The sequence below is a fragment of the Rhizobium oryziradicis genome, assembly GCF_001939045.1.
Taxonomy (GTDB): Bacteria; Pseudomonadota; Alphaproteobacteria; order Rhizobiales; family Rhizobiaceae; genus Allorhizobium; species Allorhizobium oryziradicis.
The window spans coordinates 864,247-889,300 of sequence record NZ_MKIM01000027.1 but is presented as its reverse complement, the minus strand read 5'-3'; the positions used below and the strand labels follow the sequence as shown (position 1 = coordinate 889,300).

The window sequence follows — 25,054 nt, the reverse complement described above, 5'->3', positions numbered from 1 at the left end:
AGTTTAGATCCATCATTTCGATGGAACCGCTATTGCGCTGCAGCCGATGCGGCAACAATCAAAACAATAGCTTTGTGTTGGGTCGGGCAAAAAGAGATTAAGCAAATCTCGTTTCAGGACTCGCAGCTCTTCAACATGACCGAAGGCCGAGATATGCCCCGGCCTTTGGTGGTTCCGCCTCATCCCAGCGGCAAATTCCCGACCTCGCTCTTGCCATCCATAATAATCACCTCGCCCACATCTTTGCCGCCGCCGCCGCGCACGGTGTAGGTCAGGCCAACAGGAACGAATTGAAAATCCTTGAAGATTTCGCGCACGCCTTCGCAGTCGTTGAGCGAAATCATGAAGCGGCCTTTGATGGTTTTCAGGCGGGCGGCCATTTGGGTAAATTGATCGCGGTTGAAGGCGTCTTTGCCGTAGTCGCTTTCGTTGCCGTAGTATGGCGGGTCGAGGTAAAAGAGCGTGCCGGGGCGGTCATAGCGGGTGATGAAGTCTTGCCAGTCGAGGTTTTCGATGGTGACGCCGCAAAGGCGGTCGTGGACCTCTTCCAGCGCTCCCCGTAAGTTTTTCATGTTGAAGCGCGCAGGGCGGGTTAAATCCGCACCAAAGTGCCTGCCCACAATCTTGCCCGCAAATGCAGAGCGTTGAAGGTACAGAAACCTTGCTGCCCGCTCGATATCCGTCAGGGTTTCCGGGTCCATGGCGGCGAGGTTATCAAACTCACGCCGCGAAAACAGCTGGAACCGCATATGATCCATAAGCGGCTGATAATGCCTTTGCAGGATGCGAAACAGGTTTGCCACATCGCCGGAGCGGTCATTGATCACCTCACATTTGGGAATGAGTTTACGCCTGAAAAACACGCCGCCCATGCCAACAAAGGGTTCGGCATAGAGCGTGTGCGGGATCTGTTCGATGATGGAAGAAATGCGTTCGGCCAGTTGCCGTTTGCCGCCCAGATAGGCAGCCGGAGGCGATACGGGGCGAACCGTTGTGAAATTTAAGCTTTCTTGCATTTGTTGAGAATCACTTTTTCTGCCACACCGCCCGCGCCTGCGCAGGTGCCGGGTGTGGTAATGATTCAGTTTTTTACCAAGCGGGCTGTGACGCCAATCCTTCCCGCTGTTGCGGTCGCAAGACCGCAGCCACCCGTGCCGGTGGCGCGAAGAAAGGCCGGAAGATTGCGCCCCCGGCCTTTGGTGTTTCGATCTGGTTTGATTACAGTCTGCCAAGCAGCAGAGCGCCAACCCGTTTGAGCACATCGGCAAAGCTGACACCGAGAGCGATGCCGCCGATGCCAATCATGCCAAGGGCACCAATGCCGATCAGCTTCCAGCGCTTCACGTCATTGGTCACGGGCTTCATGTCGGCCACGTCGGCTTGCACGGTGGAGATGTTGCGCTCCAGCGCGCCCACATGGCCGACCATTTCATCCATGCGGCGATGAACCACCGCACGGCTTTGGTTGGATTTGTGTTCTGCGCGCATTTGCGCATCCTTGATTTCGCGCATGTCATCTTGCAAAGCGCGTAGACCCGCCACCAACTCACCAAGCTGGCGATGCACGCTTGCGTCAATTTCCGGTGCCATCGTCTGGCACTTTCCACCCCACAGGCGGCTGTGGCTTGACCATGCCGGAAAGGCCATCACGCCGGGCGTTGATCAGCAGCTTAAGCAAGCCCAGGACGGCAACAATTTTAAGCGCAACGGCCTCGCTAAACAGCGTTGACCAGTCAAACAGGGCCAAAACCGGAATGGCCCAAACCAGACTATTGATGATGTTGTGCAAAAGGTTGGTGTTGAAGATGTTGCGCAATGCGTTGGTGTTCATGCGCCAGCCTCCTGCAAAAGCGCGTAAAACTTGCGGCCATAGGCGGCAATGTCCTTGGCGCGATCCATGCCGTTGATAATGCGCCGGGCATTCAGCCAATCGGCCTTCTCGCCGCGGAAATAATCACCGAGTTTTGCCCCGGTAAACCACCCCTCTTCCATGCCGATAAACATGATTTTCGAGGCCAAATCCTGATCAAGCGCGAGATCAAAATTGTCGAGAAGCGCCCCGCCAAGCCCCAGCTCACGATCTGCATTCTCATAGTTCGCATCCCATGTGAGCTGCACATAGCCGCGCCCATAGGGCACCTGGCCGTGCCTGCCCTTCACGCCATATTTGCGGCCTTTGCCTTTGCCATATTCGGCAATCGGCTGCATGGTTTTGGCCGTCTCATGATAGGCGGTTGCCAGCATATAGGCCAGCCAGCGCAGATCCGTCATCTGGCTTGCCTGCCATGCGTCCAGAATGGCGGTGATGCCATCCACCTGCCCTTGCGTGAGCTTGCCGCCAAACAACGCGCTGCGCAGCCCCGCGAAAAGTTTCGCACGATCCATTATTCTCTCCTATTGTGGTGTAAAATTTGCACCATATTGTTTACATGGTGCAGTAAATGCCCTATGTATTTCTCAAAGACATGAGGGGCACATGGGCAAACTGGTTCAAATCGGAAACATCATTATTCGGGTGTATGCGAACGATCATTTGCCGCCGCATTTTCACATCATCACCCCGGATGCCGACGCCTTGGTGGACATTGCCACGCTGGAAATTCTCAAGGGCAAATTGCCCCGCAAGGCCGAAGAAGCCGCCCTTGAATGGGCAGCACAAAATCGCAAACTGATTGCCGCAGAATGGAACCGCACCAACCCTCGTTTTCCAATCGCTTGAAGGAGAGCACCATGGATATGCCCCGCATCAATGCAGTAACGCCCAAAGCAGGCACCCTGCTGGATATTGAATGGCAAAATGGCACCCGCTCCAGCGTCAACCTGATTGGCTGGATTGCCACGGGTGGCGATCTTCTGGCCCCGCTCAAATCCGAGGAGGTTTGGAAGACGGCAACAGTTGAGGATTTTGGGGCAACGGTCGAATGGGCCGGTGATGACCTGGCCATTGATGCCTATCACCTCTCCCAAATTGCCGAGGACCAGCGCAACTACACCGGCGAAGACCTTGCCAAATGGCAAGAGGAGCTTGGCCTATCCAACAATGAGGCCGCCGATCTGGTGGGCGTGTCCTTGCGCACATGGAAAAACTACAAGGCCGGGCAAGAGATCAGTGAGGCCATCAAGATCATTCTGTGCGCAAGCCGCCGTGATCCGCTGATTATGCACGCCCATTACCGGCCAAGAACAACGGGACGGCCAAGAACCGCGGCTTAAGCCCAATAGGCGTCGTTGGTGGCATAATCTGCCGGTATCGGGTCCATGGCCTTGAGGGCGCGGGCCTTGAAAATCATGTCCTGTTTGTGAGCCATGGCGGCATAGCCAAACCGGACAACGGTTTGCGCATCCATCGGGTGCAGGCTGTTGTCGGTGGCGATCCATTTGAATGTTTCGGCAGCGTCAGGATCAAGCAGGCGTTGCCAGCCGAAATCACCCGATGAGGCACCCAGGGCAAGGGCGTCTGTTGCCGCCGATTTTGCCCCGGCAATGTTCTCGCGTGATCCTTCACCGGATTGAAAGAGAACACCATCAAACACAAAGCCCGCGTCGATCCGTCGATCCCGTTCACGGTCAACATCTGCCCCGGTCAGTGCGGGCACTGGAGGCTGATATTCCGCCACCTCGCCGTCTTGAAAGCGCCGCTGGCCTTGGTGGTTGATCAGCTCTAGCCATTGATCATCCGTGATTTCAACGGCATCCTCTGGCATCGCATCGGCGTTTATCTCGCTATCATAGAAAGCAAGCGGCAATCCAACCGCGTCAAATTGTGCGAGTTTCATGGTCAGCGTCCAATCGCGATGTAATTGTAATTCAGGCCAGCGGCGAACACACCGCCACCGAGTGTGCCGCGCCCACGAAGATTAACGCCGGTCTGCGTCAGGCCATCGGCAGCCACAGAATAGAGCGTAGCATTGTCAGCTGTGGGACCGGATGAAACCGGCACAACAGCATAAGCCGCATTTGGGAACGCAATAGGGAACACGATCCCCACATTGCCATTGGTGATAACGCCAGATCCCCACTGGATAATCAGGCCATTTTGCAGCTTTGTGTATCCAGACGCCGCCAGCGATCCCGAAATCAGGCTGGCAATACGATTGTCGATCCGCGTTGATATGGCGGTGAACGCGTCGGCGGCACCCCAATTATTCCAAACTGATCCGTAAACATTGCCATCTGTACCAAGGATCGCATTACCTGCATGGACTTCACCCGCAGCAACAGCGACCCCGTTGTCACCAACCCGGAATATCCAGTTAACAGTGCTGCCGAGAAATCCGATAGCGCCACCGTTATTGTGCAGGTAGCGATTGCCCTCATCGGTATCGTGCATTTCAAGCATACTGGACTGTTGCCCAACACCAACCCTTACGTTACTTCGTGTTGATACATCGCCATTGACGGTCAATGAGCCGGTCATGGTGTCGCCAGTTTTGGCAACGTTATCGCGAGCTTTTATGGGCCAGGTGGAGCCAAACTCAGTATTGTCGATTCTCAATCTTAGGCTCGCGTCTGACCCCCAACCTACATAAATCTTGTTTGTGCCACTATCCGCCGTGCCACCTTGCTGAATAGGCGTAAAACCAAGCGCAGCTTGCGCACCAAGTGTTTGGCGCGCGGTTGCCTGATCCGCATCATCAAGCAACGTGCGTGCAAACGGCGTCAAGCCGGTCAAGGCCATTTGCCCCGCGCCGGTAAAATAGGGCAGTTGATTGGCACCAGCGGTCAGCTTTCCAAGGGCCTCAAGATTGCCAGAGCCGCCCAGCAGCTCAACCAAGGCCCGCGCTTGCGCAGAGATGCGCGATCCATCGCCCTGATAGCGCAAACGATAGCCCGCACCATTGAGCGCACCGCCGCGCCAAGGCTGCGCCAGCGTCAAAGCCGTGTTGCTTTGCACCGATCCAACCAGGCCAAAATAACCATTGGCAATCAGCACATCACCTTCGGCAAAACCAGCCGCAAGCCATGCCGTGCCAGATCCGCTCACAGCCGTGCCATTGGCGGCAATGGTCACGGTGCCCGCCGTGTAATCACTCAGCAGCGCCATCATCGGCCTCCTTTAGTGCCTTCAATGCGTCCAGCTCGGCCCGCAGCTGGTCGCGTTCGCTTGTCGTTTCAAACAGCGTTTGCGCCAGCGCCAGATTGCGGCCTTTCAAATATTTGTTCTCAGCGCATAGCTCGGCATATGCGACATCGGGATGGATGTTCATGGATGCAGTCTCTCAAAGGTGGATTGAATTGGTCAGGGCATCGCCACGCCAAAGACATAGTAGCGAATGCCGATGATCGGGGCCGTGTCATAGGCCGTTGTCGGTGTTGAGCTGGTGTAAGTCTGATATTTGGGCAGGCCGCGATAGCTGTAAAAGGTGGCCGAGCTGTTGTCGTAGCGGCAGATTGTGGTGTTGCCGCCCACGTTGAAAGCGCCGTTATCAACAGCCCACAGCGTGAACTCAGGTGGCCGCACGAACTTGCTCCACGTCCAGCGGTTCACGCCGCTGCCATTGCTGCCACCGCCGTGCAAGGTGCACCAGCGCACAAACACAAACATGCCGTTGGCGTCATAGGATATGGTTGATTCCGCCGTCCCATCCGGCACATTGAAATAGCCCTGTTTGACGATCTTCACGACAGGCCAACGGCTATCGATGACAATATCGGAAAAGGACGGATTAGGGCCGCAGCCGGGCCTTAGAAACTGCACGACATTGTTGCCGCCGCCGTCTGTGAATTGCCGCAATACGTCATTCTGGCCATAGGTTTGATCTGTCTTGCCAGAGGCATAGATCATGAAGCGCGCCCGGCATGGGCTACCTGAATTAACAAATTCTATGGTCGTGCCGTTCTTGCGATAGACCACCGGAATGGCACCCTTGGCTATCGAGCGCGGATAATAGATCGCACTGCTATCATAGAAATGGCAATCCACCAGCGTCTCAAGTGAGAGATAATATCCGGTCTCGTAATAGCTTGTGCCGCTTGGGATATAGATGTCATTGGCGGCGATGATCTTGCTTGGCATGTTGGCACTATCAAAGGCCACTTGCGTGCCGGAGGCCGTGGTCACATCAAAGCCCGGCTTGCTCACCTTGAGCGTGCTGGAATTGATAATGATTTGCGGCTGGCCAGCCACAGATGCCCGTTCATCGCCATTTTGAATGGCCGCGTCATCACCGGGCAGATTAAACACCGCCATCGTGATCTGGGATGACCCGCTAAAATCCATGTTGGAGGCAATGGCCGTTTGCGTGGCCGTCACCGTGGTCCATGCCCCGCCCACAGCCAGCACCCCAAAGGTAGAGCCGGGGCTAACCCAGCCCACGTTATTCGATGATCCGTTTGCGGTCTGCCAAACATAGGTTTGAGCGTAACCAGCGTTCAGCACAAAACTCCAAACCCTGTTGGTGATATCATAGCCGTTTGCATCATAGGATTTGATGATGTGCAGCGGGTAATCATAGAGCAGATCAGGGAAATAGCTCTTTTGAATGATGTTGAATTCAACCGTGGTTTCGCCTGCCGATGGCGGGTGCCCATAGGAGACGTAGTAATTCCAGTTCGCTGGTGATGGATAATAACCCGCCCCTTGCGGCAGTCCGCGAAACAGGGCGGCAATCTTGCAATCTGCCGCCCATTTTGACGAATAGAGAAACTTGGAAATGTCGCTATCCGGCGTCGTCACAGGATCATAGGAACCCTTGGTGATTTTAACGCAGGCCGTGCCGGTATAGTCGAGGCCAATGAGGGTTTTGGTCATGAGGAAAGCACAATCGTGCCTGCATTCAGGTTGATGACCATTTTCCCGTTTGCGCTTTTAATCATTCGCTGCTCTCCAGTTTAAGATGAAATCACAATCGCTCCAGCCGTCAGGTTGATCACCATCTTGCCGTTTGCGCTTTGCATCACGCCCGCCGTCACCGTGCCGATGTTGGCAACATTCATACGCACCGCCGTGCCATCGACCACAAACGGGTTGTTGAGGTTGCCGCCAGCCACGACAACGAATTGACCCGCCTCAACCAAAAACCGGGTTGGCAGGCTGGGATCGTTAGGGACATCCAGATACCAGGCGGCAGAGCGGAAATTTCCCGCCCCGCCTTGGCGTGCCTCTGCACCGATGCGCGAATAGCCAGCAGGCCCGCTCATCACCGACATGCGGAAGTTGGCGCTGTTGACATCGCCGCTGGATGAAGCGGCTGATAGCGAGGTCAAGGCCGAGGCCACCGCCGTGACCTCGCCGTCAACGCTGGTGACTCTGGCTTGCAAGCTGGAAACAGTCGAGGCCGTTGCCTGCAAGCCGGTTCGTGTGTCGGTCAAGGTGGCCGTGAGCGTATCGACACGGCTTGTCATGGCCGTGTCCGCTGCTGCAAGCGTGCTGATCTGCGAGGTAAAGCTTGCCGTTTGCGCGTTGAATGTTGAGGTCAGCGCGGTCACGCTGGTGACAATCGCCGCATCCGCAGCGGCCAAAACATCCACTTGATGGGTGTAATCCGCCGTGACCTGATCAGCCGTTGCGCGAATTTGCTGGCGCAGCTGATCACGCACAACAGCGCCGCCCAAATCCAGATCAGCAATGCGCGCATCCAGCTCGGCAATCGTGGTTTGCACGTCGCGAAGCCCGGAACCGAGCCAATCCTGATAATGCGCTAAATCATCATCAAGATTGTCAAAGCCGGTCACGCCCTCGTAAGGGTCAAAATCGACCCCGGCCAAAAAGCGCACATCGGGTGTGGTCACATCCAGCCAATCGGACCAATCGGTGGCCCGTGCCGAATATGGCACAAACTTGCCGCGCACCTGATAGGTCGTTGCCGACAGGAAAACACCATTCAAGACCCATTCGAACGGTGGAGCATAGGCGGTGGCGTTGCTGTCAAACACCACCGATTGGCTGGATTTGAGCCGCACCTGCACCCACACAGCCCGCACATCATCCTGGCCCGCATCACAGCTCACCTTGATGGATGGCCGCCGCGCCCGTCCCTGATCATCGTAAATGGTGGCGGGCATTGCCTGCCAACCATACATCGGTTGCGCCGCTGGCCGGTCAGTGGCTATGCTGCCCGATACCGGCACGCGGTAATCGGTGGCTTGGTTCCAATCATAATCGACAGGGTCCACCTCTGTGAGGTCAAGCACCACATCAAGGTTTGGCTGATCGAGAACACCATCCACGCGAAACAGCTTTTGGTTATAGCCGTTGCGCGCACTTGCCCAGGCAACAATATCGCCCGGCTCCAAGGCCCAAAACATCGGCGGCATGGAAAGCGTATGCCGCCTTGCGCGCCTCGCCTCTTTCAAGGCCGATTGCATCAGCCGCTGGACTTGGCCCTTATAAGGCACAAAGTCGAGGCTGACATCCGAGAGCAAACGCCGATTGCCGTCTTCTGCCTCAAACCCGCTGTTATAAACGGGTGGTGCTTCTGTCATCGACCACGCATCATCAATCGACGGATAGGACGCCGATATGCCGTTGATGGTGTTGGACAGGCCGAAAAACGGAGTAAACGTCTGCTCTTCCGTCGATAAAATATCGGCATCCGAGAACTGAAAGACGGCATTTCCCGGTGCGCCCACATAAGGCTTATAGGTGCCGCCAATCTCGGAAAGCCTGCCTTGGCAAGCGGTCAGGATCGCATTCACCGCGTCCTGAATTGCGGCATTCACGCCCACTTCTGCACCCGAACGATAGGTGGCCTCTTTGCCATCCGGCCCATCAATCAGCGCCCGGCACTTGTTAATCTGGCCGATCCAATGGCTGGCGGGCAAGCGCCGTTCACTCAGGGTTTGCAGCCCAAACAGCCATTGGCCATTCCAGCGAATGCCGCGCATGACATTATAGAGCTGCACCACCGGCAAGCGGTCACCATCGCCGCCCCATGTGGAAGGATCGCTCCAGCGCTGGCCACCATTGCCGCCCACCGAGCTATCAGCAGACGGATCATAAAGCCGCATACCATCCAGCACGAACTTGAACGATGGAAAGCCGGAAAACAGCTCTTGATTGACCCGCGAGGTGGCAATCACATAGGCAACACCATAGCCCACGCGGCTGGCCTGATAGGGCCGATCTGCGCTTGATACGCGGTTGACCAGAAAACTGTCCGCTTGCGTCTGCGTGCCGTCATAAAACTTGAGCCAAAGATAGTCCGCGCCATCTTTGCGGTAATCCATCACCGGCCAGCCGTATTCAGGGTGCGGATTGCCAAAATCAATCTGACAGGCCACGCCATTGACGATGACGGCCAGCAAAGACTTGATCGGCGCATCGGCCACCGCAATCACTTGGCTGGCAAAGGCATTGGGTGTTTTGCCCTCATTGCCCCATGTGTTGGCGTAAACCAGCGAACCCGCTGTGGCCGTCATGCCCAGAATGATCGAGCGCGACACCGTGCCACCGGCCTGCAATTGACCGCTCACTGCAAAGGATGCCGCATCGCTGGCATTGTTGTTTTTGCCGGAAACAGCTTTTGCCAGCAGGCTCAAGCCCACGCCAACAGCGGCCCGCAGCACGACCGAGCCGATAACACCCAAGCCGCCCACAAAGGTCGAGATCGCACCCACCGCACTGGTAACCAGTGCGGCGATGCCGGAAAAAATAGCCATGGGAGAATACCGTCAGATTGACTTGATAAAATGCGTTTCCGCAGGCGCATAGCCGCGCCTCAGGTAAAGGTTGGACACATCATTGCTGGCAAGCGCCGCCATGCCGATAGTGGTGCAGCCCACCGCCCTTGCCCACTCTTCATAAAGGTCCAGCATCGCCAGAGAGGCGCGCCCGCGCGCATGGGGCGCGACAAACCACACCGTTTCCTTGGCCATCAATCCAGCCCCGAAAGGATGATCGAAGGCCGATGCCATGAGAACGCCGCAGACCGCGCCTTGGCGCTCCAGCACAAGCACGCAAGCCATGGCGCTTTGCAGATGGTGGCGAAACAGCGCATCGGCCCGCGCCGCCTCAAACTTATAATCGGCCCCCGCCGCTGCATGGCTTTCGCGCAACAGCGCAATGACCGCAAAGCGATCATCCATCAAAGCATGTCTGATCATGGTTTAACCTGATATGCCGAGGATGCTTGAAAGCTTGCGGCCCGTGGTGGCAATCTTGCCCTGCACCTGCCCCCAAAACAGTTCCCACTCACCCACCACCGCCACATCCTGATAGAAATTATCATTGGCATTGCGCTGCCTTTGGCTGGCGTCCGATCTGGTATCGGGGTTAGAGCGGGTGATTTCCTGCATGTGCGATGCACAGGTGAAGGTCACCGCCCCGGCCTCGTTCTCGGCAGGTGTCTTAACGCTAACCGTGTCAACAAACCCGAAGAAGCGCAGTTCCGCAGGCGATACAAGCTTACGAGTTTGAGGCGAAAACAGCCCGCGATAGATTTCCACGCGGGCTTGTTTGCAATCATAAAGCCGCACCGCTTGCGCCACCAGCTCATCAATCTGGGACATGGTGATGGTGACGTTTTGAGCTTCCAAGGTCGAGACCAGCGGGATTTCCGTGATGCTGATCAAGGTGCCGGAGCCGTAGAAATTGCGCGCATCCGCATGGCCCGTGTCAGGATGCACCACCTCTGCCGCTATATTGCCCACGTCCGACCAAAAGCCCACCGCTTGCGGCTGGCCTGTTTGCCGATCCCGCGCAATCAGCCACAGAAAATCACGCGCCACCAATTGCCGAGCTGTCAATGCGGTGGTGATAGAAGCTGGCAAAATCCGCATTAGCGCACCTCAATAGACTGAAATGATATGGCCCCGCGCCCCGTCGCGAGATCAGCATCGGAAGAAATCGACCCCGGCACAATCATCATGGTGCAGGATGGCCGAACCAACGTGACCGCCGATCCCGCAACCGTGCCCGGCCACAGATGCGGGCGAACTTCAAACAGGCTGGCAACGCCACCGGAATTGGCAACCGCCCCCTCCACCACCCGATAAAGCCCGCTACCCGCGATCTGGATCATATCGCCCAGCGACAAAATATAGCCGCTGGACAGGCCGGAAATCGTCACACTCTTGTTGTCGCCACCAATGGCCGACAAGACCGGATTGGCAGGCACCGCCTTGCCAGCCGGATAGGCAATAGGCCGCGCCCGCGAAAGAGGCACACCTTTAAAGAACTGCAAACCGCCTTCCAGCGCTTCCAGTCTTGCCCGCCACCCATCTAGCTCATTGATGGACAGCGACCGCGTTTGATAGCTTGCCGACCACAGCGGCGATCCCAGATCCTTGGCATAGGTGACACCGCCAGCGGTGCGCGATTGCTCTTGCCGGTAAAGCGGCTCGAACTTGATAGACCAGCCGGGGAAGTCGGCCAAAAGGTCAATCGGATAGGTGATGGTCATATCTTCACACCCCGCGCACGGGCATCACGAAGCGCATTCACCACTTGCGCCGGCAACATCTTGCGATCTTGCGCTTGCGCCTGCTCCAACCGCGCCACCGCCGCCGCATCAGCCCCGCGGGCATCAATCACCGGGTTGTAGTTGATCTGGAGAGGGGAATTGCGGTTTGCCGCAGCACCTGCAAGATCGGGTATGCGTGGGGTAGAAATTTGAGGTATCGAGCCACCGCCCAGCAAGCCACCGCTGGCAAAAGCGGGCAGCTTGTTCTTGTTAATAGCCTCCAAGAGTGGCAGATATTTCGCAGTCGAGGCTGCATTGACCATATATTCGCCGTTCGATCCCCACATCAAAATATCATCAGACCGCCCCGTTCCCGGCCCACTCAATTTACCGCCACCCGCAAAGGCCTGTATTTTACCGCCATCCGCAAAGCCAAGAGCCTTGGCAACACCTGTTAGCCAGCCGCCGCTACCGCTTGCAGAGGAGCCTCCAAACGCACTGTCAAATGCACTGTTCAACATCAGATCGCCAAGCTTTTTCAAAAGACTGGAAAGGGCATCATTCAGGCTTTCGGCACCCGTCACGACATCGGCAAACCCAGATTTTGCGGTGTCGTAAAATTCGCGGGCGGCATTTTCAGCATTCTGTTGTGCGTCCTGCACCTTCTGCAAAACCTGTACCTGCTCAGCATATGCAGCCGCCTCACGATTGATCGCATTGATCTTGTCTGGCGACAGTGTGATGCCTTCGAGATCCGTCTCGCCCTTCTTCCGCGCCTCTTCCCGCAGATCCGCAAGCGCATTTTGCTCCATGTTGAGCGCCGCGCGCCGCCTGACCTGCTCTTCATTCGATTGCCCAACAAGCGCAATCTCTTGCTTCAACGCAGCAGTCCGATCATTCATGGCCCGCATATCCTCGGCAAAACGATCCTCAGCCGTTTTTTTCGGAGCAGACGCCGCCTTTGCTTTAGGCACCCATGGTGTTCCAATCAGCTCAATAAGGGGCCGCTTTTCTGGCATTGGGCCATCTTCAGGCGTGGCAAAACTTTCACCCTGAATAGGCCCATCGTTGGTCTGACCCTCAAGACCAAGCTTGCCGGTTTCCTTGTTGTAGCTTCGCCAGGTGGTGATGTCCGAGGAGCGAGACACCGCATCCATAACACCTTGGACATTTTTATTAGCGGTCAATGCCTCGCCAGCCAAATCTTTGAAGGCAGATGCAAAGGTTGAAATAGCTGGGATGCCACTGCTATTCACCGCGTCGGCCAAGGCAGTTTGTACGCGCTCAACATCCGCAGTTTCCAGCTTTCCATCCTTGGCGGCCTTGGTAAAGGCTGCAAATGCATCCTGTAGCCTCTTGATAACCTCAGCTTCCTCACCTGCTGCCTGCAACTTTGAAACCAGATCAGCAATGCTGGCACCCGCTTCAGCAACTTCCTTCTTTACATCGGCAAGTGTCTTTTCATTGATAATCTTAGCGCCTTCGCGCAAATCAGCACCGTCTTGAGCGCGGCGCAATTGGTCAGCGTATTCGCGCAAAACCGGGATCGTATCGCCCCAACGTTCGGCAACCATCGAGATAAGTTGCGCCTGTTCCTTGAGAACACCAGCCGCCTCATCGTCATTAGAAAGTATTCCAGAAAAATATTGAATTGCAGCAGCAGAAGCCGCAACAAGACCAATCGTGACAAGACTGACAGGCGAAATAATGGACGAAAAGGCACCAGCTAATGCAGCGCCAGCACCCTGCCCGCTTGCCTTCATGTCATTCAAAACGGCAGAGAGTTGAGTGCCTTGCTGAAAGGCGATTTGAACCGGCGACATGCCGCCCATCGCCGTCACACCAATATCCTGAAACTGCGCTGCAATGTTGGATGTGTAATGACTGTTATTGCCGACCTTGGCGGCTGTTGGCATATTGGCAAGGGCGGCATTGCGTCCCTTTATTGCTGCCGTGCTGGCCAGCGCACTTTGCCGTTCCTTGCTGATAGCTGCAGCCATTTCATTGGCTGAAATCGCACCAACAGCATGGGCACGCCTGATTTCGCTGACTGCCTGTTTGTAGTTCTGAATGACCGCAAATAGCGGGCTGTACTGCGCCCGCAAACGTTCAAGCTCTTTACCCTGATCAGCGAGGACACCATTCCATTCTTTCGCGCCCTTTGTGCCAATGCCAACCATTTGCTCAATTTGCTTTTGCATCGAGGTCGACATAGACGCATTGATCGCCTTGCCGGTTGCCGCAAACCTCTTTTCAATGCCAGACGAAGCCTGCCCCACATCTGACACCAGCTTGTTAAGCGAACGCTTGACCGTAGCAAGATCGGTGCTGATTGAGATAATCAGGTCGTCACTATTGTCGGACAAAGTGATTCCTCCTTATAACGCGAACGACAACTGCAGCGCGATAGCCAGGTGAGGAGCGCCGAATGCCAATTTGCAAAAATTGCGGGACAAGCTACTATCTGGGTAGCCCAGATGGATTTTGTGGTGAATGCGAAGACACCATGAAAGCGGCGCAAAAGAAGACCCACGTTGAAACAATAATCCTCACCACATCAATCGATATTCCAAACCGGAAAATTGATCGTGTCGTTTCCATTGTCGCCAATGAGGTTGCTATAGGCCTCAATATATTCAAAGACATAGCTAACAATTGGCGTGGATTTATTGGCGGCAGATCATCCACCTCAGAAAAAGCTCTAAAGGAAGCCCGCAACGCTTGCCTTGAAGGGTTGAAACACGAAGCCGCAGAAGCTGGTGCCAATGCGGTCATCGCGGTTAATGTCAATTATAGCCAAATCAGTACGACTGGTTCAGGCGACATCCTGTTTATCGCTGCAACAGGAACGGCTGTTGTCCTTCAAGAACAATAGATGGTCTAACCATAACGCATTGCGAGCTTTTCAAGCTCATCGTCGCTTGGTGGCGCAAGTTTTGGCTGTACGCCGTTTGCAACACCCCAACCATCCACGGCGGATAGAAATTCGGTGAGGGTGGCAGCCCAAAAATGCTTTGGCTTCCAGCCAAGCGCACCATAGGCCGTCCTTTGCCACCCGATCCAAGGCCAACTTTCATTTACGCCGCTTGACCTACGGCCTCCGGGTTTCCCGTATCACCATCAAGATGATGCGATAACGCGCTGGAGAATGCCTGAGAGCAGGCCGAAAAATGCTTTAACCGCAGTTTCTTGATCGCCGTTTCCGTTTCCCCGCGAACTGTCAAAAGATCGAGGGCAGCCAATGTTGCAGCAACCTCGACACTGGTTAGTCGCAAAAACAGATCGGACATGCTTTTGCAGCCCAGCCGCGTCGAAACAGCCGCAAGCTTGCCAATCTCAGCAGCAATCACCAAAGGCACGTCGCCAACCCACAGGGCAACTTCACCACGCGCGCCGTTGACCTCCAGCGGGAAAGGCTTTTCGCTTTTTTCCATGATCATGCCTCCGCAACAAAGGTCAGCGGGCCAGCCGCGGAAATGGTGGTATTAAAATCCATATTTCCCTCCATTTCCCCTGAAAATTCAAACTCAGAGGCCATCCATGGGCCTGTGTAAGTGCCATCGCCTGGCACAATTACCTTGGCATTGAACACCGTCGCATTGCGCACATGCGCCATGAAAATGGACGAGGTTGGGCCTTTGTAGAACTTGCCGGAGCCTGTAAATTTCCGCTGAACAATGCCCGGTTCCGCCGTGCGTTGAACCGGTCCGCCCGGATTGTTACAGTCTGGAATCGTCGTATCAACCTCACTTGCAGAGAGATTGAAGCTGCGGGTTGTGATGCCGCAAAGATTGGTGAATGCCTCAGGGCTTTGACCGTCACCAATCTGAATAAGCAGTGTGCGGCCGATCTGCTGACCTTCTGCCATCATATTCTCCTATGTGTGAGTTGGGTTAGTTCTGGCGCTCAACAAAAGCGACAAATTCAATGACGGCATGACTGGTGACGCCGTCAGGATCTCTAAATGTGCGAGTGTTGTGGTGTTCAATCGAAACAAGCCGGTGGCTTGGAAGCACAAGAGGCGCGAGATGCACGCATTCGATCACCGCGTTTGAAACTTGCTTCACTTCCATGAAGCCACCCGGATAATCTGACCAGGCGTGTAGCGTTGCAAAAATGGTGAAGGCATTCGCGCCAACCATATCCGTTCGTAAATCCTGCGTTTCCCCAAGGGTTACATAGGGCAAGACCGCACCATGGGGCGGATTGTCGTAAATCCGTTGATCAATAAACGCCCGCACATCGTCACTTGCCTTTAGAGCCGAGACAATGGCCCCTTGAAGCTCAAGATCAGCGCTGGCCATTATTTTTTCATAGCCTCCTTAACGCCCCTCAAGACCGCTGCATTGATGCGTTTTTTGGCTTCGGCCCGCATGGCCCGCCATGTTGGGAATATATGCGGTTGCGCTTTAGTGCCGGGATGCATCCTTGCGCCATTCGCCGCCGTTTGCTTTTTGCCTAGTACCGTGCCGCCGCCTTTTGCGACGTTATGGGGCTTGGTTCCAAATTCCAGAAAATGCCAGATCCAACCCGCGAATATGCCGGCTGCATCCGGGTCTTTGCTGGCTTGCGTTCCGACCATGGCTTTTGCCTGCGGTCTGTTGCTGATCTTGTCGCCCTCAATAGACGCGGCATAATCGCCAGCCGTTGGGCCATTGCTGATAGGCGCTCGATCTGCCATCAAATTGGCAGCCTCTTGCGCAATATTCAGTTTTTCATCAGCGGCATATTTGGTGGCAAGTGGTGCAATTTCATCCAGTCGCTTGCGAAGCTTCTCATTTCCCAGCACTTTTGCTTTCAACATGCCGACACCTTATCCAGTTGCGCCGCTTTGGCATGTGAAGCTGATAAACATACGGTTGGTTTCCGGCTCCACGTCCTTGATGGCGTAAACTGTGCCTTTGCGGGCATCACGGACCCGCCAATCCCCTGTCACGGCTTTTGTGAGGCTGCTGGCGCGAACCCGAATAATAAGGGTGTGCTGGCCTTGCAGGCGCGCCGCCTGCACCGCCTCGCCGCCGCGCAAATGTTGGAAGCCTGCCCGGCAGGTGAATTGCTCCACATAGGCGGTGGTGGTGCCGCCATAGCCATCGGGGGCGCTGCCTTTTTGCTCAAACGCCACGCGCTCGGTCAGCTGGCCCGCGCTATTGTTGGTCGCCATTGGCTTGCTCCTCTTTGACGGCCTTGGCTTTGCGGCCACGCGGCATCACTTCCACCGCTTTGCCCTTGGCAACAGCATCCTCGCCGCAAGCACGCTTGACGGTTTCCACCATCCCGGCTTTGTAAGCGATGGTGCAGGCCGGTGTTGGCCGGTAATCAAAATCCTCGGTAAACCGTACCTTCATGACAGCACCCGATAGGGTTGGAGAAGCGCTTCGACGGCAAAGGGCATGGTGTCGTTGCTGGTGGCCGTGGCGACCGCTTCGGGGTTGGCATACCATTGGCCCACCAGCATCAGGATGGCCGCTTTGATCGAGTCCGGAGCATCATTCTCCCATTGCCCTTGCGCATTCATTGCGCCATAGCCCGCCCGATAGCGGATGCGCACCGGATAGGGTTCATCACCGCCAACAGGGGCAACAAAATCCGGCATCAGCCACAGGCGGTTGCCCGCCAAGCGATAGAGCGCATTCGACACCGGCTGTTCATTGCCATCACTGTCGAGGTGGGCGACCTGTTCGATCTGCACCACAGGCGGATAAGGCAAAGGCAGATCGCTGCCCCGTGATGGCCAGCGGGCAAGGCGCATTTCCAGCATCTGGCCGCCAATGCAGCGGCCAAGCCAACCGGCTGGACCATCAATCCAGCCGGTTGCCGCCTTGATCAGGGTTTCGAGCAAGCCATCATCATCGGTGTGGTCGAGGCGCAAATGCGCTCTTGCCTCTTCCACCGTCACCACAGCGGTGGGCGGTTCAATCACAGACACCAGCATGGCGCGCCTCACTTATTGGCAGGCGGGGCTTTCGCCTTGTTTTTCAGAGTGGCCTCGGCCTTGGTGGCGTCGGGATCACCCGCATCTGTGGCCTCTCCGCCGTCGTCTTCAACCTCTTGCGCGAGGCCCGCCTTGATCAGCTCTTTTGCGGTTTCAGGGCTTTCCACGGTAAAGGTTCGTCCGGCCAAAACCTGTTTGGTTTCGTCGGTGTAAAAATTATCAAGCGCTTCGAGTTTCATAATGCATGCCCTTGTTTGTCATCGTTTGTTGAAGGCGGCCAACATGGTTAATCGGTTGCTAACCATGTTGGCCTATGAGGAAGCTGCTGCTTTCGGAGTGAGGTTTTGCGTCTCTGGAAGCAGCGCCTATGAAGCGCTGTTTACGCTTCCGTTGCCGCCGCCATGGCCGTGGCAAATGCGCCCTTTACAAACGCCTCTGGCCGATAGGTGGCCATAGCCAAGCGCTCTTCTGCACGGATGGTCACAAGGTTTTTGGTGAAGTTGTTGCCGTCTTCTGTGGAGATTTCCACATTGGCGTCTTCACGGTCAAAAATCTGCGCACCGAGCTGGAAAGCGCCCGTCAGGAAGTTATCCAGCGGCATGGCTTGCGTTTCCACCACCGGCAAACGCCACAGCCGCGCCTCTGCCTGACTTTGCGGATTGCCGATGATGTGGCGGCCCGTGGTATCCTTCAACAGCTCAATGGTTGCCCAATCGCCGGGATGCATCACAATGCCGTTTGGCGGATATTCGGCCAGGAATGCTTGCAGCATGGCGAGGCGGATCACGTCAATTTTGGTCACACCGGCAGGCAGTTTAACCGGCGGTGTGAACGCGCTGGCTTGCGTATAAATGCCGTTCAGGTTGGTGCCCGTGCCGCTGCCCATCAGCAATTGAGCTTCCTCGACAAAGGCAAGGCCATAGCGCAGCCGCCCATCGATATAGGATTGCAGCTGTGGCACATCATCCAGAATCTGTTTGGTGGCAATCACCCAATGGGCAATGGTGGAAACGGGTGCCGTGACAATATCAAACTTGATTTCGGATTGCGGCTTGGTCTCGCCCGATGTTTCCGACACTGTGGCGGCTCGGTTGATAAAGCCGGTTTCCTTCACATATTGAATCGCGTTGGAAGAGGTTTGCCCCGGCATGATCAAATCGCGAATGGTCAAGCGGCGCTGTGGCAGGCCCAGAATGCCGGGCTGGCGTTGCGGCACAATCAAATCACCGGCAGAGCCATCGGCATCGGTGGTGAGCGCGGAAATGATCGCCTTGACCGAGATCGACATGCGGCCCTTGGCACCGGATTTGATAAAATGCTTGAAATCCTCATGCTCAGTCACCGACTGGCCTATGGATTTCTGGCGTTCCGGCTCACCGGGGCCGCGCACCATTTTCTGTTCCAGCTCGGTCATGCGGGCAGACAGCTCATTGTGCTTGATCAGCGCCTCATCGGCGGCTTTCTTGGTGTCCGCCGTCACCGCTCCGAGGTTTTTGAGTTCGAGATTGGTGGTTTCGGCAGAGCGCTTGACCTCATCGGCGGCTGTTTTGAGGTCACGGGCCAAGGTTTCGAGTTCACTGGTGGTTACAGGCATCGGATTTTCCTTTTGGTGGGCTGGTTTGATGATCAAAGGGTTTTGAAGGAGCTGGCGGCATCGCGAAGCGCTTTCAACGCATTGCTGGCCGCCTCATCAGCATGGGTTTGCGCATTGACCGCCTTGGCATAGCCAAGCGTGGCAATTTCCGAGGCGATGGAAGGTGGAACACCGAGGCCGCGCAGGATCTCGGCAAAATCATCGGCTGGCATGGGGTTGCCATCCTTCAGCCGTTGCACAAATTCGGTGAATTGGTCTGATTTGACGCTTTCAATCGTCGCCTGATCATTGGCGGGAAAGGTCACGGGGCTGATTTCATAAAGGTCCAGCTTTTTGAGAAGCTTCACCTTGCCGTCGCGGTCGGTGTCTTCCTCACGATAGCCGATGGAAAGACCGCCCAGCGCCTTGGCCTTCATCAGCGCCAAGGCTTCGCGGGCCTTCTCAACCTCAAGGATCAACCGGCCCTTGCCATGCAGGCCCCGACTATCTTCTGTGAGGTCTTCCCAGATGCCAATCGGCTGGCTGGGGTCGTGCTGCCACAGCATTTTAACGCTGGAGCCTTGCGCCTTGTGGCGGGCAAGGCTTTCGTTGAACGCGCCCGCCATGACCTTTTCGCCATAGCTATCGACATTGCCAAAAATCGAGCCGTAGCCCAAAAAGGTGCCGTCTTCCGACAGGCTTTTCACCTGCAGGTCAAAATTCTTGGTTTTCATGGGTGATCAGTCCTCGGTGGGTGGAGGCGTCGTTGGTGTTGGCGCTGGCGTTTGCAACGGCGCATCTGGCGTTGACGTGGCGGGCACCTTGCCCAGCTGATCGAGCGGCACCAGGTTGGATTGCACGGTCAGCACATCGCCGCCCGGCATGGGTGGGCGATTGTCCAGCGCCCTGCCCTCGTTGCGGGTCAGGAATCCGTTTTGACCAAGGGCGCTCAACAGCGCCGCACGGCCTTGGCTATCGGCCCTAAGCAGGCCACCCAGATTAAACTCGGCATAGAGGTTTGCCCGCTCATTGAATGGAATCAGCTGTTTCTTGATCGCCTGTTCAATGCGGGTCAGGTATGGCCGCAGCGAGAAGGTCAAAAAGCCGATCATCTGCTGTTCCAGCCCCGTGCCCCAGCTGCTCGACTTTTCCGTATGGCCCACCATGAACGGTGGCACCCGAAACCAGCGGCAAATCTCTTCCACATGGAAACGCCGGGTTTGCAGCAGTTGCGCATCTTCTGGGTTCATGCTGATCGAGGCAAAATCAAACCCGTAGGGCAGCGGCATGACCTTGCCTGCATTGCGCGACCCCATGAAGCTATCAAAGAGCTGCATCATTTCCACGCGCTGTTCCTTGGTGGCTTTGGTGCCCATGGCTTCCTTGATAAAGCCGGAGATCTGCAAGCCGTTGCGGAAGGTTTCCGCCGCCGTTTCATCGGCGGCCAGCGCCGTGCCCATGGTTTGCCGGGCATAGCTAATGGGTGAGAGGCCAACATCGCCGCCCACGCCAAAGCCGCGCACATGGAAAATCGCGTCTTCGTCAAAGGTTTCGGCCTTGGCCCCGCCGCTGTAGGTGTAAACCCGCCGCCCCATAGCGTTACGCTTCACGCTCATTCTGTCAGGGCGAAGCTGCTCAATCGCCACCAGCCGTTTGCCGACAAACTGTTTTCGAGCGTAGAAATTGCCCCAAAGACACAGGCAGGCAATCATCGCCTCAACAAATTCCGCCGCCGTCTGATCGCTGTTTGGGCTATCGTGCAAAAGCCCATACAGAGAATGGTCCCGCGCCAAGGATTTAACCTCGCCTTGGCGCTGATAGACCTGCAAGGGCAGCGTGCCAATGGTTTCCGACAACAGCCGGATGCACGACCAGGCGGTGGCCAGCTGCAACACCGAATCCGGTGTCACCGCTTTGCCCGCCGCACTGCTGGAAGCCCCAAGCGATGCGGCAATGGTCTCCGCATCATCCCGGTTTGAAAGCTTGACGTTGCGACGGCCAAAAAGACCATTCCATATGCTCATAATCGCCCCGCCATATCCTGCAAATACGAGCCTAAATCCGGCCCCGTTGCGCGCTCTTTGCAAAGCGTCATGCCCATCGACATGGCCAAAGACACCATGCCGTCGATGCGCCCGAAGGCGTGTTCCTTATCAAACATGCGCTGCCCCGTCCGGTTTTCGGCATAGACCACGCTTGCCGCACACAGATCGAGCATCGGGTTTGGGTCGATCTGCAAGCGCTGCTCATAGATCGCGTTTTCCAGCTTGTTGATGCTGTCTGGCATCCAGAGATAAATCTCCTGTTCGCCATCAGCTGCATGTTTGTCGCGTTCCAGCACCCGCTTTTGAAAGCCTTGCGGGTGAATGGTCAGCGGCAAGGACACGCCATCATCGCCCAAGTGTTCGCTCAATTGCTCCAAGCCATATTGGTCGGCGGCAATCTCGCTGGGTTCAAACCGGGCGCAGATCTCGGCAAGCGCTTTGGCAAGCCATGCATATTTAAGCCGCTGACCGGGCACGGCTTCAATGAAACCTTGATCCCGCCACAGCTCATAGGGTGCCTGGTCGGTGCTGGCGCGATCTCGCAAGGTATCGGCAGGCGACCAAAACCATGTTTTTGACACCAGCCGTTCCGAATCCTTGGTGGCATCGACAAGCCATGTGAGCGTGAGTGCGGTAAAATCCCGCGTCTTCGACAGGTCCAGCCCGCCAAAGCAGGGATAACCCTTGTCCACCAGCTCCTCCAGATCAACCGGCGCTTGGCAGGCCATCCATGCTTCACGCTTGATGGCGGCATTGACCGATTGCGTCCACTCGCAAAAGTGAAGCCTTGCAATGCTGTTGCGCTTGCCCGGCATCAGCCGGGCTTGATCCACCACGCCCTGCAAATACTCCGAGGTCACGGTGACATCGAGCAGCGGGTTTGCCTTCACCCAACAGCTTGGATCATTTTCCCAATCATCGCCCTCATCCAGCGAACAGACAAAGGCAAAGGTCGTGTCATCTTGCTTGATGCCCGCCGCCACCTCGACCGCGTGTTGATGTTCTTCCCAGCAGATGGATTTTCGATCAGAACCGGAGTTGGTGGCCATGACCAAAAGCGGCTGTTTGCGGAATTTAAAGCCGCGTTCCAGCATTTCGATAACATCCCGGTTGGGATGTTCGTGCACCTCATCACACAATGCACAAGACGGACGCGGGCCAGATTGGGCTTTGTCTGCCGAGATCGGCTTAAAGAACCGCTTATCGCCGCCCTTGCTGATATAGGTCAGCTGCCAGACCGGGTTTACGCCAGACGGTATAATCCGCCGTGTCAGTTCCGGCGATTGGTCGCGCATGGCCACCGCATCGCGAAACAGCACTTGCGCCTGATCTTTCTTGGCAGCGGCTGCATAAATCTCGGCACGCGGTTCGCCATCGGCCACCATCATGCAAATGCCAATGCCCGCCAGCAGCGGCGATTTGCCGTTGCCCTTGCCTTCCTCATCATAAAACCGGCGAAAGCGGCGAAGCCCGGTTTCGGCCCATTTCCAGCCAAACAGAGAACCGACGCGAAAGGCTTGGCTGGGATGAAGCGTAAACCGCCGCCCCTCGAACTGTCCGCCGTTCAGCCGCAGCTTATCGCCAAACCACTTGATGCGCTTGTTTGCGATTTCCAGATCCCAAAGCAGCCCCCTTGCCGGGCCATCGCGAAGGTCCAGAAGATGACGGCGGCAGGCATTGCGAATATGAGGACCGGCAACAACATCGCCGCGCACCACATCACAGGCCCAAGCCGTGACCGGATCGTCATCATAGCTGACATCCGGCACCACAACATCAATCGAATCCATCATCGGTTGGGAACTCAAATCCTAACTGGCCGGTCGCCTGCAAACCGCGCTCGGCAGACGGCGTCATGCCAAAATCACTCGCCAGCGCCCGAATTTGCCGCCACGTCTCGTTCAACTGGCTGACTTCCGGGCGGCTCTTTAGCTGTTTGCCGTTGCGGGTTTCGCTCTCATAGGTTTCCCCGCCTTCCCGCACATCCAGCCGCAACCGCTCATGGCGGGCAATGGTCCAGCAAAGCTGCTCAAACATATAGGCATTGATTTCATTCAGCCGGTTCTTGCGCGGATCACACAGCCCAGGTGCCAGCCGATCCCAAATGGCGCGCACATCAAACGGCAATTCATCAGGCCGCAGCTCCCGTGCCTTGGCCACCGCCCGCGCCTCAAAGTTAGCGCCCTGCCCATCTTCTGGTTTCAGCGGCACAACGTTTTCCGATGTGGGCTTGCGGCCTTTCATTTAAAGGTCTCCGGTGTCTTGAAAATAAGCAGCCGTGCGCCATCCTTTTTAGGAAATGACCGGCTGCGGAGGATTTCAATTGAGATATTTAGGACTTAATCGGCAAAAAATTGCGCCATTATTCTTATCATCCGCATATATTTGTTTAGCGTCCGTAACCCAGCCATTCGCTGCGGAAATTTCTACGAAGCAAGCTCTGGAAGTGTGTCGATCACGGAGCGTGGCGGAGGCAACAACCAAAGGCAACGCGCTCGGCTGGCCCAGAATGGAAGATGACACCAATTGGAAGTCGTCTTATGAGAAATACAATCATGTTACGGTTGATGTCATTGGCTGGCGAGATGAACAAACTCAAAGCGCCTTGGTTTTTTGGGTCGCAACCGGATTAAATCCGGCCCGTGTTTGCAGTTACAGCTTAACAAACAAAAGCAACCTTCTGAGCGATCTAAAAATAGAACTCGGCAAACCTGACAATGAAGATCTAAACGAGGTGTCTGAGACTGCATATTGGCAATTAACTGGCACAGAGGTCTATTACGTCAAAGTAGGGTCATCATCCAGTTTCAACTTGAGTGATAAATAATGCGCAAAAGAACATTGCTAAGCTTTGCAATCGCACCACTATGTGCACCTCCAATCTATGCCAGCTATTCAGTCCTTAGGGCAAATTCCGACCCAATTTTGTCAACTATGTCCACGTCAGAAATTGTCTGGAGCACTTTACTAGTCAGCGCCCTATTGACCTACCTTGGCATGTTTATACTCGGCATTCCAATAATCCTGACACTTCAAAAGCACGGGATGAAACGACTAACGTCTTACGCTATCGCAGGTTTTTTGGCAGGCGTTGGTTTTCGATGCATTGGAATATTAGTAAACTGGTTATGGTTCGCATATCAAAACAACCTCGGAATAGGTATTGCTGGAAAAGAGCTAAGTGATGCTTATCTATACGAGCCGAGTCGCCTGCTGTTGCCCGGATTGGTCGGCGTGGTAGTCAGCATCGCTTTTTGGATTTTCTCTCGACCCGACTTGACACCCAACATAAACGACTGAATTGGCTTTTTCCCTCCAATTTCCCCGCGCTACACAGAAATGACTGACGCCGGTGCGCGGGGAGAGGGGGTTTGAACTTTTGACCCGCCCCCTATCCTCGGTTTGCTGGGTGGCGGGGGTCGATGGGCCAGCCGTCTGTGCCTGCTGCCGTCGAGAAGCCGCGATGCTCTTCTGCCTGTTTGGTTGCGTCGTGGTGGGTCTTGCAAAGGCTTTGAAACGGACCATTCCAAAACTTGTCAGGGTTGCCGCTGTGGCGTTCGATGTGGTCACAAACCGTGGCGGCAGTGAAGCGGCCTTGCAGCCTGCACATGCGGCAGAGCGGTTCCATGGTCAGCTGGTTAAGCCGGGTCTTTCGCCAGCGGGCGGTGGAGTACCACCCCTTCCACGGCCTGCCCTCATCATAACGTATCCCCATACCTCTTAACGTAAAAAGGCGACCCTCTGGCCGCCCTTAAATAACAAATGGAACAATACTTAAATTTATTCGTTTATTACAAGAGATTGGAAAATAAAAAATGTCAATCAATGAAAAAATCAAAAACGAAATGCAATTATTAAAAAACGCATACACCCAACTTTCGAATATAAAGCGACTTGATGCTTATTCAGTTGATACGTTATTTGTGTTGGAATGCGTCGAGAGAGAAATACGTGAGCGCGAATACGCTATCGCGCACATGAAAGCATATCAAGAAACCAGCAATACAACCGAGAACGATGATAATCAGGCTATTCCTATTTCCATTTATCAAAAACAGTTTCGGTCATAGCTTACGCACTGGCTCTGAATCGCACCGCCTATTGGCTTGGATCAGAACGAGGCCGGGGGAGAACATCAATCCCTTTGGGAGCATCAGACGCC

General features: G+C 55.5%; 33 protein-coding genes. 6 read left to right on the top strand and 27 right to left on the bottom strand.

The genetic code is table 11. The features are described from left to right. Window positions 1-179: 179 nt before the first annotated feature. The 4 genes from BJF95_RS15380 to BJF95_RS15365 form a co-directional block, all read right to left on the bottom strand. Window positions 180-1,016, bottom strand: a complete 837-nt coding sequence (locus tag BJF95_RS15380; RefSeq protein WP_075640268.1) for a DNA adenine methylase — start codon at window positions 1,014-1,016, stop codon at window positions 180-182. Window positions 1,017-1,218: 202 nt separating this feature from the next. After that, window positions 1,219-1,590, bottom strand: coding sequence for a DUF1515 family protein (locus tag BJF95_RS15375; protein ID WP_075640267.1), 372 nt, complete (start codon window positions 1,588-1,590; stop codon window positions 1,219-1,221). Then, window positions 1,574-1,831 carry a hypothetical protein gene (locus BJF95_RS15370; protein WP_075640266.1) on the bottom strand — a complete coding sequence of 86 codons (258 nt, stop codon included), beginning with the start codon at window positions 1,829-1,831 and terminating at the stop codon, window positions 1,574-1,576. Before BJF95_RS15370 ends, BJF95_RS15375 begins: the two co-directional genes overlap by 17 nt. Continuing rightward, window positions 1,828-2,385, bottom strand: a complete 558-nt coding sequence (locus tag BJF95_RS15365; protein WP_075640265.1) for a lysozyme family protein — start codon at window positions 2,383-2,385, stop codon at window positions 1,828-1,830. The genes BJF95_RS15370 and BJF95_RS15365 overlap by 4 nt, the downstream gene beginning before the upstream one ends. A gap of 91 nt (window positions 2,386-2,476) precedes the next feature. Between BJF95_RS15365 and BJF95_RS15360 the strand changes: the two genes are divergently transcribed. Continuing rightward, on the top strand, window positions 2,477-2,719 hold the full coding sequence (locus tag BJF95_RS15360) for a DUF4160 domain-containing protein (protein WP_075640168.1): 243 nt from the start codon (window positions 2,477-2,479) through the stop codon (window positions 2,717-2,719). Window positions 2,720-2,730: 11 nt separating this feature from the next. Next, complete coding sequence (locus BJF95_RS15355; protein WP_075640264.1) at window positions 2,731-3,213, top strand: helix-turn-helix domain-containing protein; 483 nt, start codon at window positions 2,731-2,733, stop codon at window positions 3,211-3,213. On the opposite strand, the gene BJF95_RS15350 is transcribed toward BJF95_RS15355, so the two are convergent. The 9 genes from BJF95_RS15350 to BJF95_RS15310 all read right to left on the bottom strand — a co-directional run bounded on the left by BJF95_RS15350 (window position 3,210) and on the right by BJF95_RS15310 (window position 13,708). Continuing rightward, entirely contained in the window at window positions 3,210-3,776 is a 567-nt protein-coding gene (locus tag BJF95_RS15350; RefSeq protein ID WP_075640263.1) for a DUF4376 domain-containing protein, read from the bottom strand. The two genes, BJF95_RS15355 and BJF95_RS15350, sit on opposite strands and share 4 nt — an antisense overlap. A 2-nt stretch (window positions 3,777-3,778) precedes the next feature. Then, window positions 3,779-5,044 (bottom strand): gp53-like domain-containing protein, encoded by a 1,266-nt coding sequence (locus BJF95_RS15345; protein ID WP_075640262.1) that lies wholly within the window; start codon window positions 5,042-5,044, stop codon window positions 3,779-3,781. Then, window positions 5,028-5,207, bottom strand: coding sequence for a hypothetical protein (locus tag BJF95_RS15340; RefSeq protein ID WP_075640261.1), 180 nt, complete (start codon window positions 5,205-5,207; stop codon window positions 5,028-5,030). Before BJF95_RS15340 ends, BJF95_RS15345 begins: the two co-directional genes overlap by 17 nt. A 32-nt stretch (window positions 5,208-5,239) precedes the next feature. Further along, a complete protein-coding gene (locus BJF95_RS15335) occupies window positions 5,240-6,751 on the bottom strand; it encodes a hypothetical protein (RefSeq protein WP_075640260.1) in 1,512 nt (503 codons plus the stop codon). 80 nt (window positions 6,752-6,831) lie between these two features. Beyond that, window positions 6,832-9,600, bottom strand: a complete 2,769-nt coding sequence (locus tag BJF95_RS15330) for a phage tail protein (RefSeq protein ID WP_075640259.1) — start codon at window positions 9,598-9,600, stop codon at window positions 6,832-6,834. 12 nt (window positions 9,601-9,612) lie between these two features. Continuing rightward, the gene (locus BJF95_RS15325) at window positions 9,613-10,044 is read right to left on the bottom strand and encodes a GNAT family N-acetyltransferase (protein ID WP_075640258.1); all 432 of its coding nucleotides are present in this window, start codon (window positions 10,042-10,044) and stop codon (window positions 9,613-9,615) included. Between the two features lie 3 nt (window positions 10,045-10,047). Next, window positions 10,048-10,719, bottom strand: coding sequence for a hypothetical protein (locus tag BJF95_RS15320; protein WP_075640257.1), 672 nt, complete (start codon window positions 10,717-10,719; stop codon window positions 10,048-10,050). Beyond that, complete coding sequence (locus tag BJF95_RS15315) at window positions 10,719-11,342, bottom strand: hypothetical protein (RefSeq protein ID WP_075640256.1); 624 nt, start codon at window positions 11,340-11,342, stop codon at window positions 10,719-10,721. The genes BJF95_RS15320 and BJF95_RS15315 overlap by 1 nt, the downstream gene beginning before the upstream one ends. Beyond that, window positions 11,339-13,708: a phage tail length tape measure family protein gene (locus BJF95_RS15310; protein ID WP_075640255.1), complete on the bottom strand. Its 2,370-nt coding sequence runs from the start codon at window positions 13,706-13,708 to the stop codon at window positions 11,339-11,341. The genes BJF95_RS15315 and BJF95_RS15310 overlap by 4 nt, the downstream gene beginning before the upstream one ends. A 62-nt stretch (window positions 13,709-13,770) precedes the next feature. Between BJF95_RS15310 and BJF95_RS15305 the strand changes: the two genes are divergently transcribed. Beyond that, window positions 13,771-14,217: a YbjQ family protein gene (locus BJF95_RS15305; protein WP_083638828.1), complete on the top strand. Its 447-nt coding sequence runs from the start codon at window positions 13,771-13,773 to the stop codon at window positions 14,215-14,217. A gap of 5 nt (window positions 14,218-14,222) precedes the next feature. Here BJF95_RS15305 and BJF95_RS24680 read toward each other — a convergent pair whose 3' ends face one another. From BJF95_RS24680 to BJF95_RS15235, 14 genes are all read right to left on the bottom strand, one after another. After that, a complete protein-coding gene (locus BJF95_RS24680; RefSeq protein WP_075640254.1) occupies window positions 14,223-14,402 on the bottom strand; it encodes a phage tail assembly chaperone in 180 nt (59 codons plus the stop codon). 17 nt (window positions 14,403-14,419) lie between these two features. Then, the gene (locus BJF95_RS15295) at window positions 14,420-14,776 is read right to left on the bottom strand and encodes a hypothetical protein (RefSeq protein ID WP_075640385.1); all 357 of its coding nucleotides are present in this window, start codon (window positions 14,774-14,776) and stop codon (window positions 14,420-14,422) included. Window positions 14,777-14,778: 2 nt separating this feature from the next. Continuing rightward, window positions 14,779-15,210 (bottom strand): phage tail tube protein, encoded by a 432-nt coding sequence (locus BJF95_RS15290; RefSeq protein WP_075640253.1) that lies wholly within the window; start codon window positions 15,208-15,210, stop codon window positions 14,779-14,781. 25 nt (window positions 15,211-15,235) lie between these two features. Beyond that, a complete protein-coding gene (locus BJF95_RS15285; RefSeq protein WP_075640252.1) occupies window positions 15,236-15,646 on the bottom strand; it encodes a DUF3168 domain-containing protein in 411 nt (136 codons plus the stop codon). After that, window positions 15,646-16,146 carry an HK97 gp10 family phage protein gene (locus tag BJF95_RS15280; RefSeq protein ID WP_075640251.1) on the bottom strand — a complete coding sequence of 167 codons (501 nt, stop codon included), beginning with the start codon at window positions 16,144-16,146 and terminating at the stop codon, window positions 15,646-15,648. The genes BJF95_RS15285 and BJF95_RS15280 overlap by 1 nt, the downstream gene beginning before the upstream one ends. A gap of 9 nt (window positions 16,147-16,155) precedes the next feature. Further along, entirely contained in the window at window positions 16,156-16,503 is a 348-nt protein-coding gene (locus BJF95_RS15275) for a phage head closure protein (RefSeq protein ID WP_075640250.1), read from the bottom strand. Next, window positions 16,487-16,687, bottom strand: a complete 201-nt coding sequence (locus BJF95_RS15270) for a hypothetical protein (protein WP_075640249.1) — start codon at window positions 16,685-16,687, stop codon at window positions 16,487-16,489. The genes BJF95_RS15275 and BJF95_RS15270 overlap by 17 nt, the downstream gene beginning before the upstream one ends. Beyond that, on the bottom strand, window positions 16,684-17,274 hold the full coding sequence (locus tag BJF95_RS15265) for a head-tail connector protein (protein ID WP_139317518.1): 591 nt from the start codon (window positions 17,272-17,274) through the stop codon (window positions 16,684-16,686). Before BJF95_RS15265 ends, BJF95_RS15270 begins: the two co-directional genes overlap by 4 nt. Window positions 17,275-17,282: 8 nt before the next feature. Then, a complete protein-coding gene (locus BJF95_RS15260) occupies window positions 17,283-17,513 on the bottom strand; it encodes a hypothetical protein (protein ID WP_075640247.1) in 231 nt (76 codons plus the stop codon). A gap of 140 nt (window positions 17,514-17,653) precedes the next feature. Beyond that, the gene (locus tag BJF95_RS15255; RefSeq protein ID WP_075640384.1) at window positions 17,654-18,868 is read right to left on the bottom strand and encodes a phage major capsid protein; all 1,215 of its coding nucleotides are present in this window, start codon (window positions 18,866-18,868) and stop codon (window positions 17,654-17,656) included. Between the two features lie 32 nt (window positions 18,869-18,900). Further along, window positions 18,901-19,581, bottom strand: coding sequence for an HK97 family phage prohead protease (locus tag BJF95_RS15250; protein WP_075640246.1), 681 nt, complete (start codon window positions 19,579-19,581; stop codon window positions 18,901-18,903). Between the two features lie 6 nt (window positions 19,582-19,587). Further along, window positions 19,588-20,871, bottom strand: a complete 1,284-nt coding sequence (locus BJF95_RS15245) for a phage portal protein (RefSeq protein WP_083638827.1) — start codon at window positions 20,869-20,871, stop codon at window positions 19,588-19,590. Next, the gene (locus BJF95_RS15240; protein WP_075640245.1) at window positions 20,868-22,685 is read right to left on the bottom strand and encodes a terminase large subunit; all 1,818 of its coding nucleotides are present in this window, start codon (window positions 22,683-22,685) and stop codon (window positions 20,868-20,870) included. The genes BJF95_RS15245 and BJF95_RS15240 overlap by 4 nt, the downstream gene beginning before the upstream one ends. Next, entirely contained in the window at window positions 22,669-23,136 is a 468-nt protein-coding gene (locus BJF95_RS15235) for a P27 family phage terminase small subunit (protein ID WP_075640244.1), read from the bottom strand. The genes BJF95_RS15240 and BJF95_RS15235 overlap by 17 nt, the downstream gene beginning before the upstream one ends. 265 nt (window positions 23,137-23,401) lie before the next feature. Here BJF95_RS15235 and BJF95_RS24470 point away from each other — a divergent pair, with 265 nt between their 5' ends. The 3 genes from BJF95_RS24470 to BJF95_RS15215 all read left to right on the top strand — a co-directional run bounded on the left by BJF95_RS24470 (window position 23,402) and on the right by BJF95_RS15215 (window position 24,962). Beyond that, complete coding sequence (locus BJF95_RS24470; RefSeq protein ID WP_245297331.1) at window positions 23,402-23,719, top strand: hypothetical protein; 318 nt, start codon at window positions 23,402-23,404, stop codon at window positions 23,717-23,719. Between the two features lie 552 nt (window positions 23,720-24,271). Next, a complete protein-coding gene (locus tag BJF95_RS24110) occupies window positions 24,272-24,616 on the top strand; it encodes a hypothetical protein (protein WP_175577264.1) in 345 nt (114 codons plus the stop codon). Between the two features lie 91 nt (window positions 24,617-24,707). Further along, on the top strand, window positions 24,708-24,962 hold the full coding sequence (locus BJF95_RS15215) for a hypothetical protein (RefSeq protein WP_075640240.1): 255 nt from the start codon (window positions 24,708-24,710) through the stop codon (window positions 24,960-24,962). Window positions 24,963-25,054 lie beyond the last annotated feature (92 nt).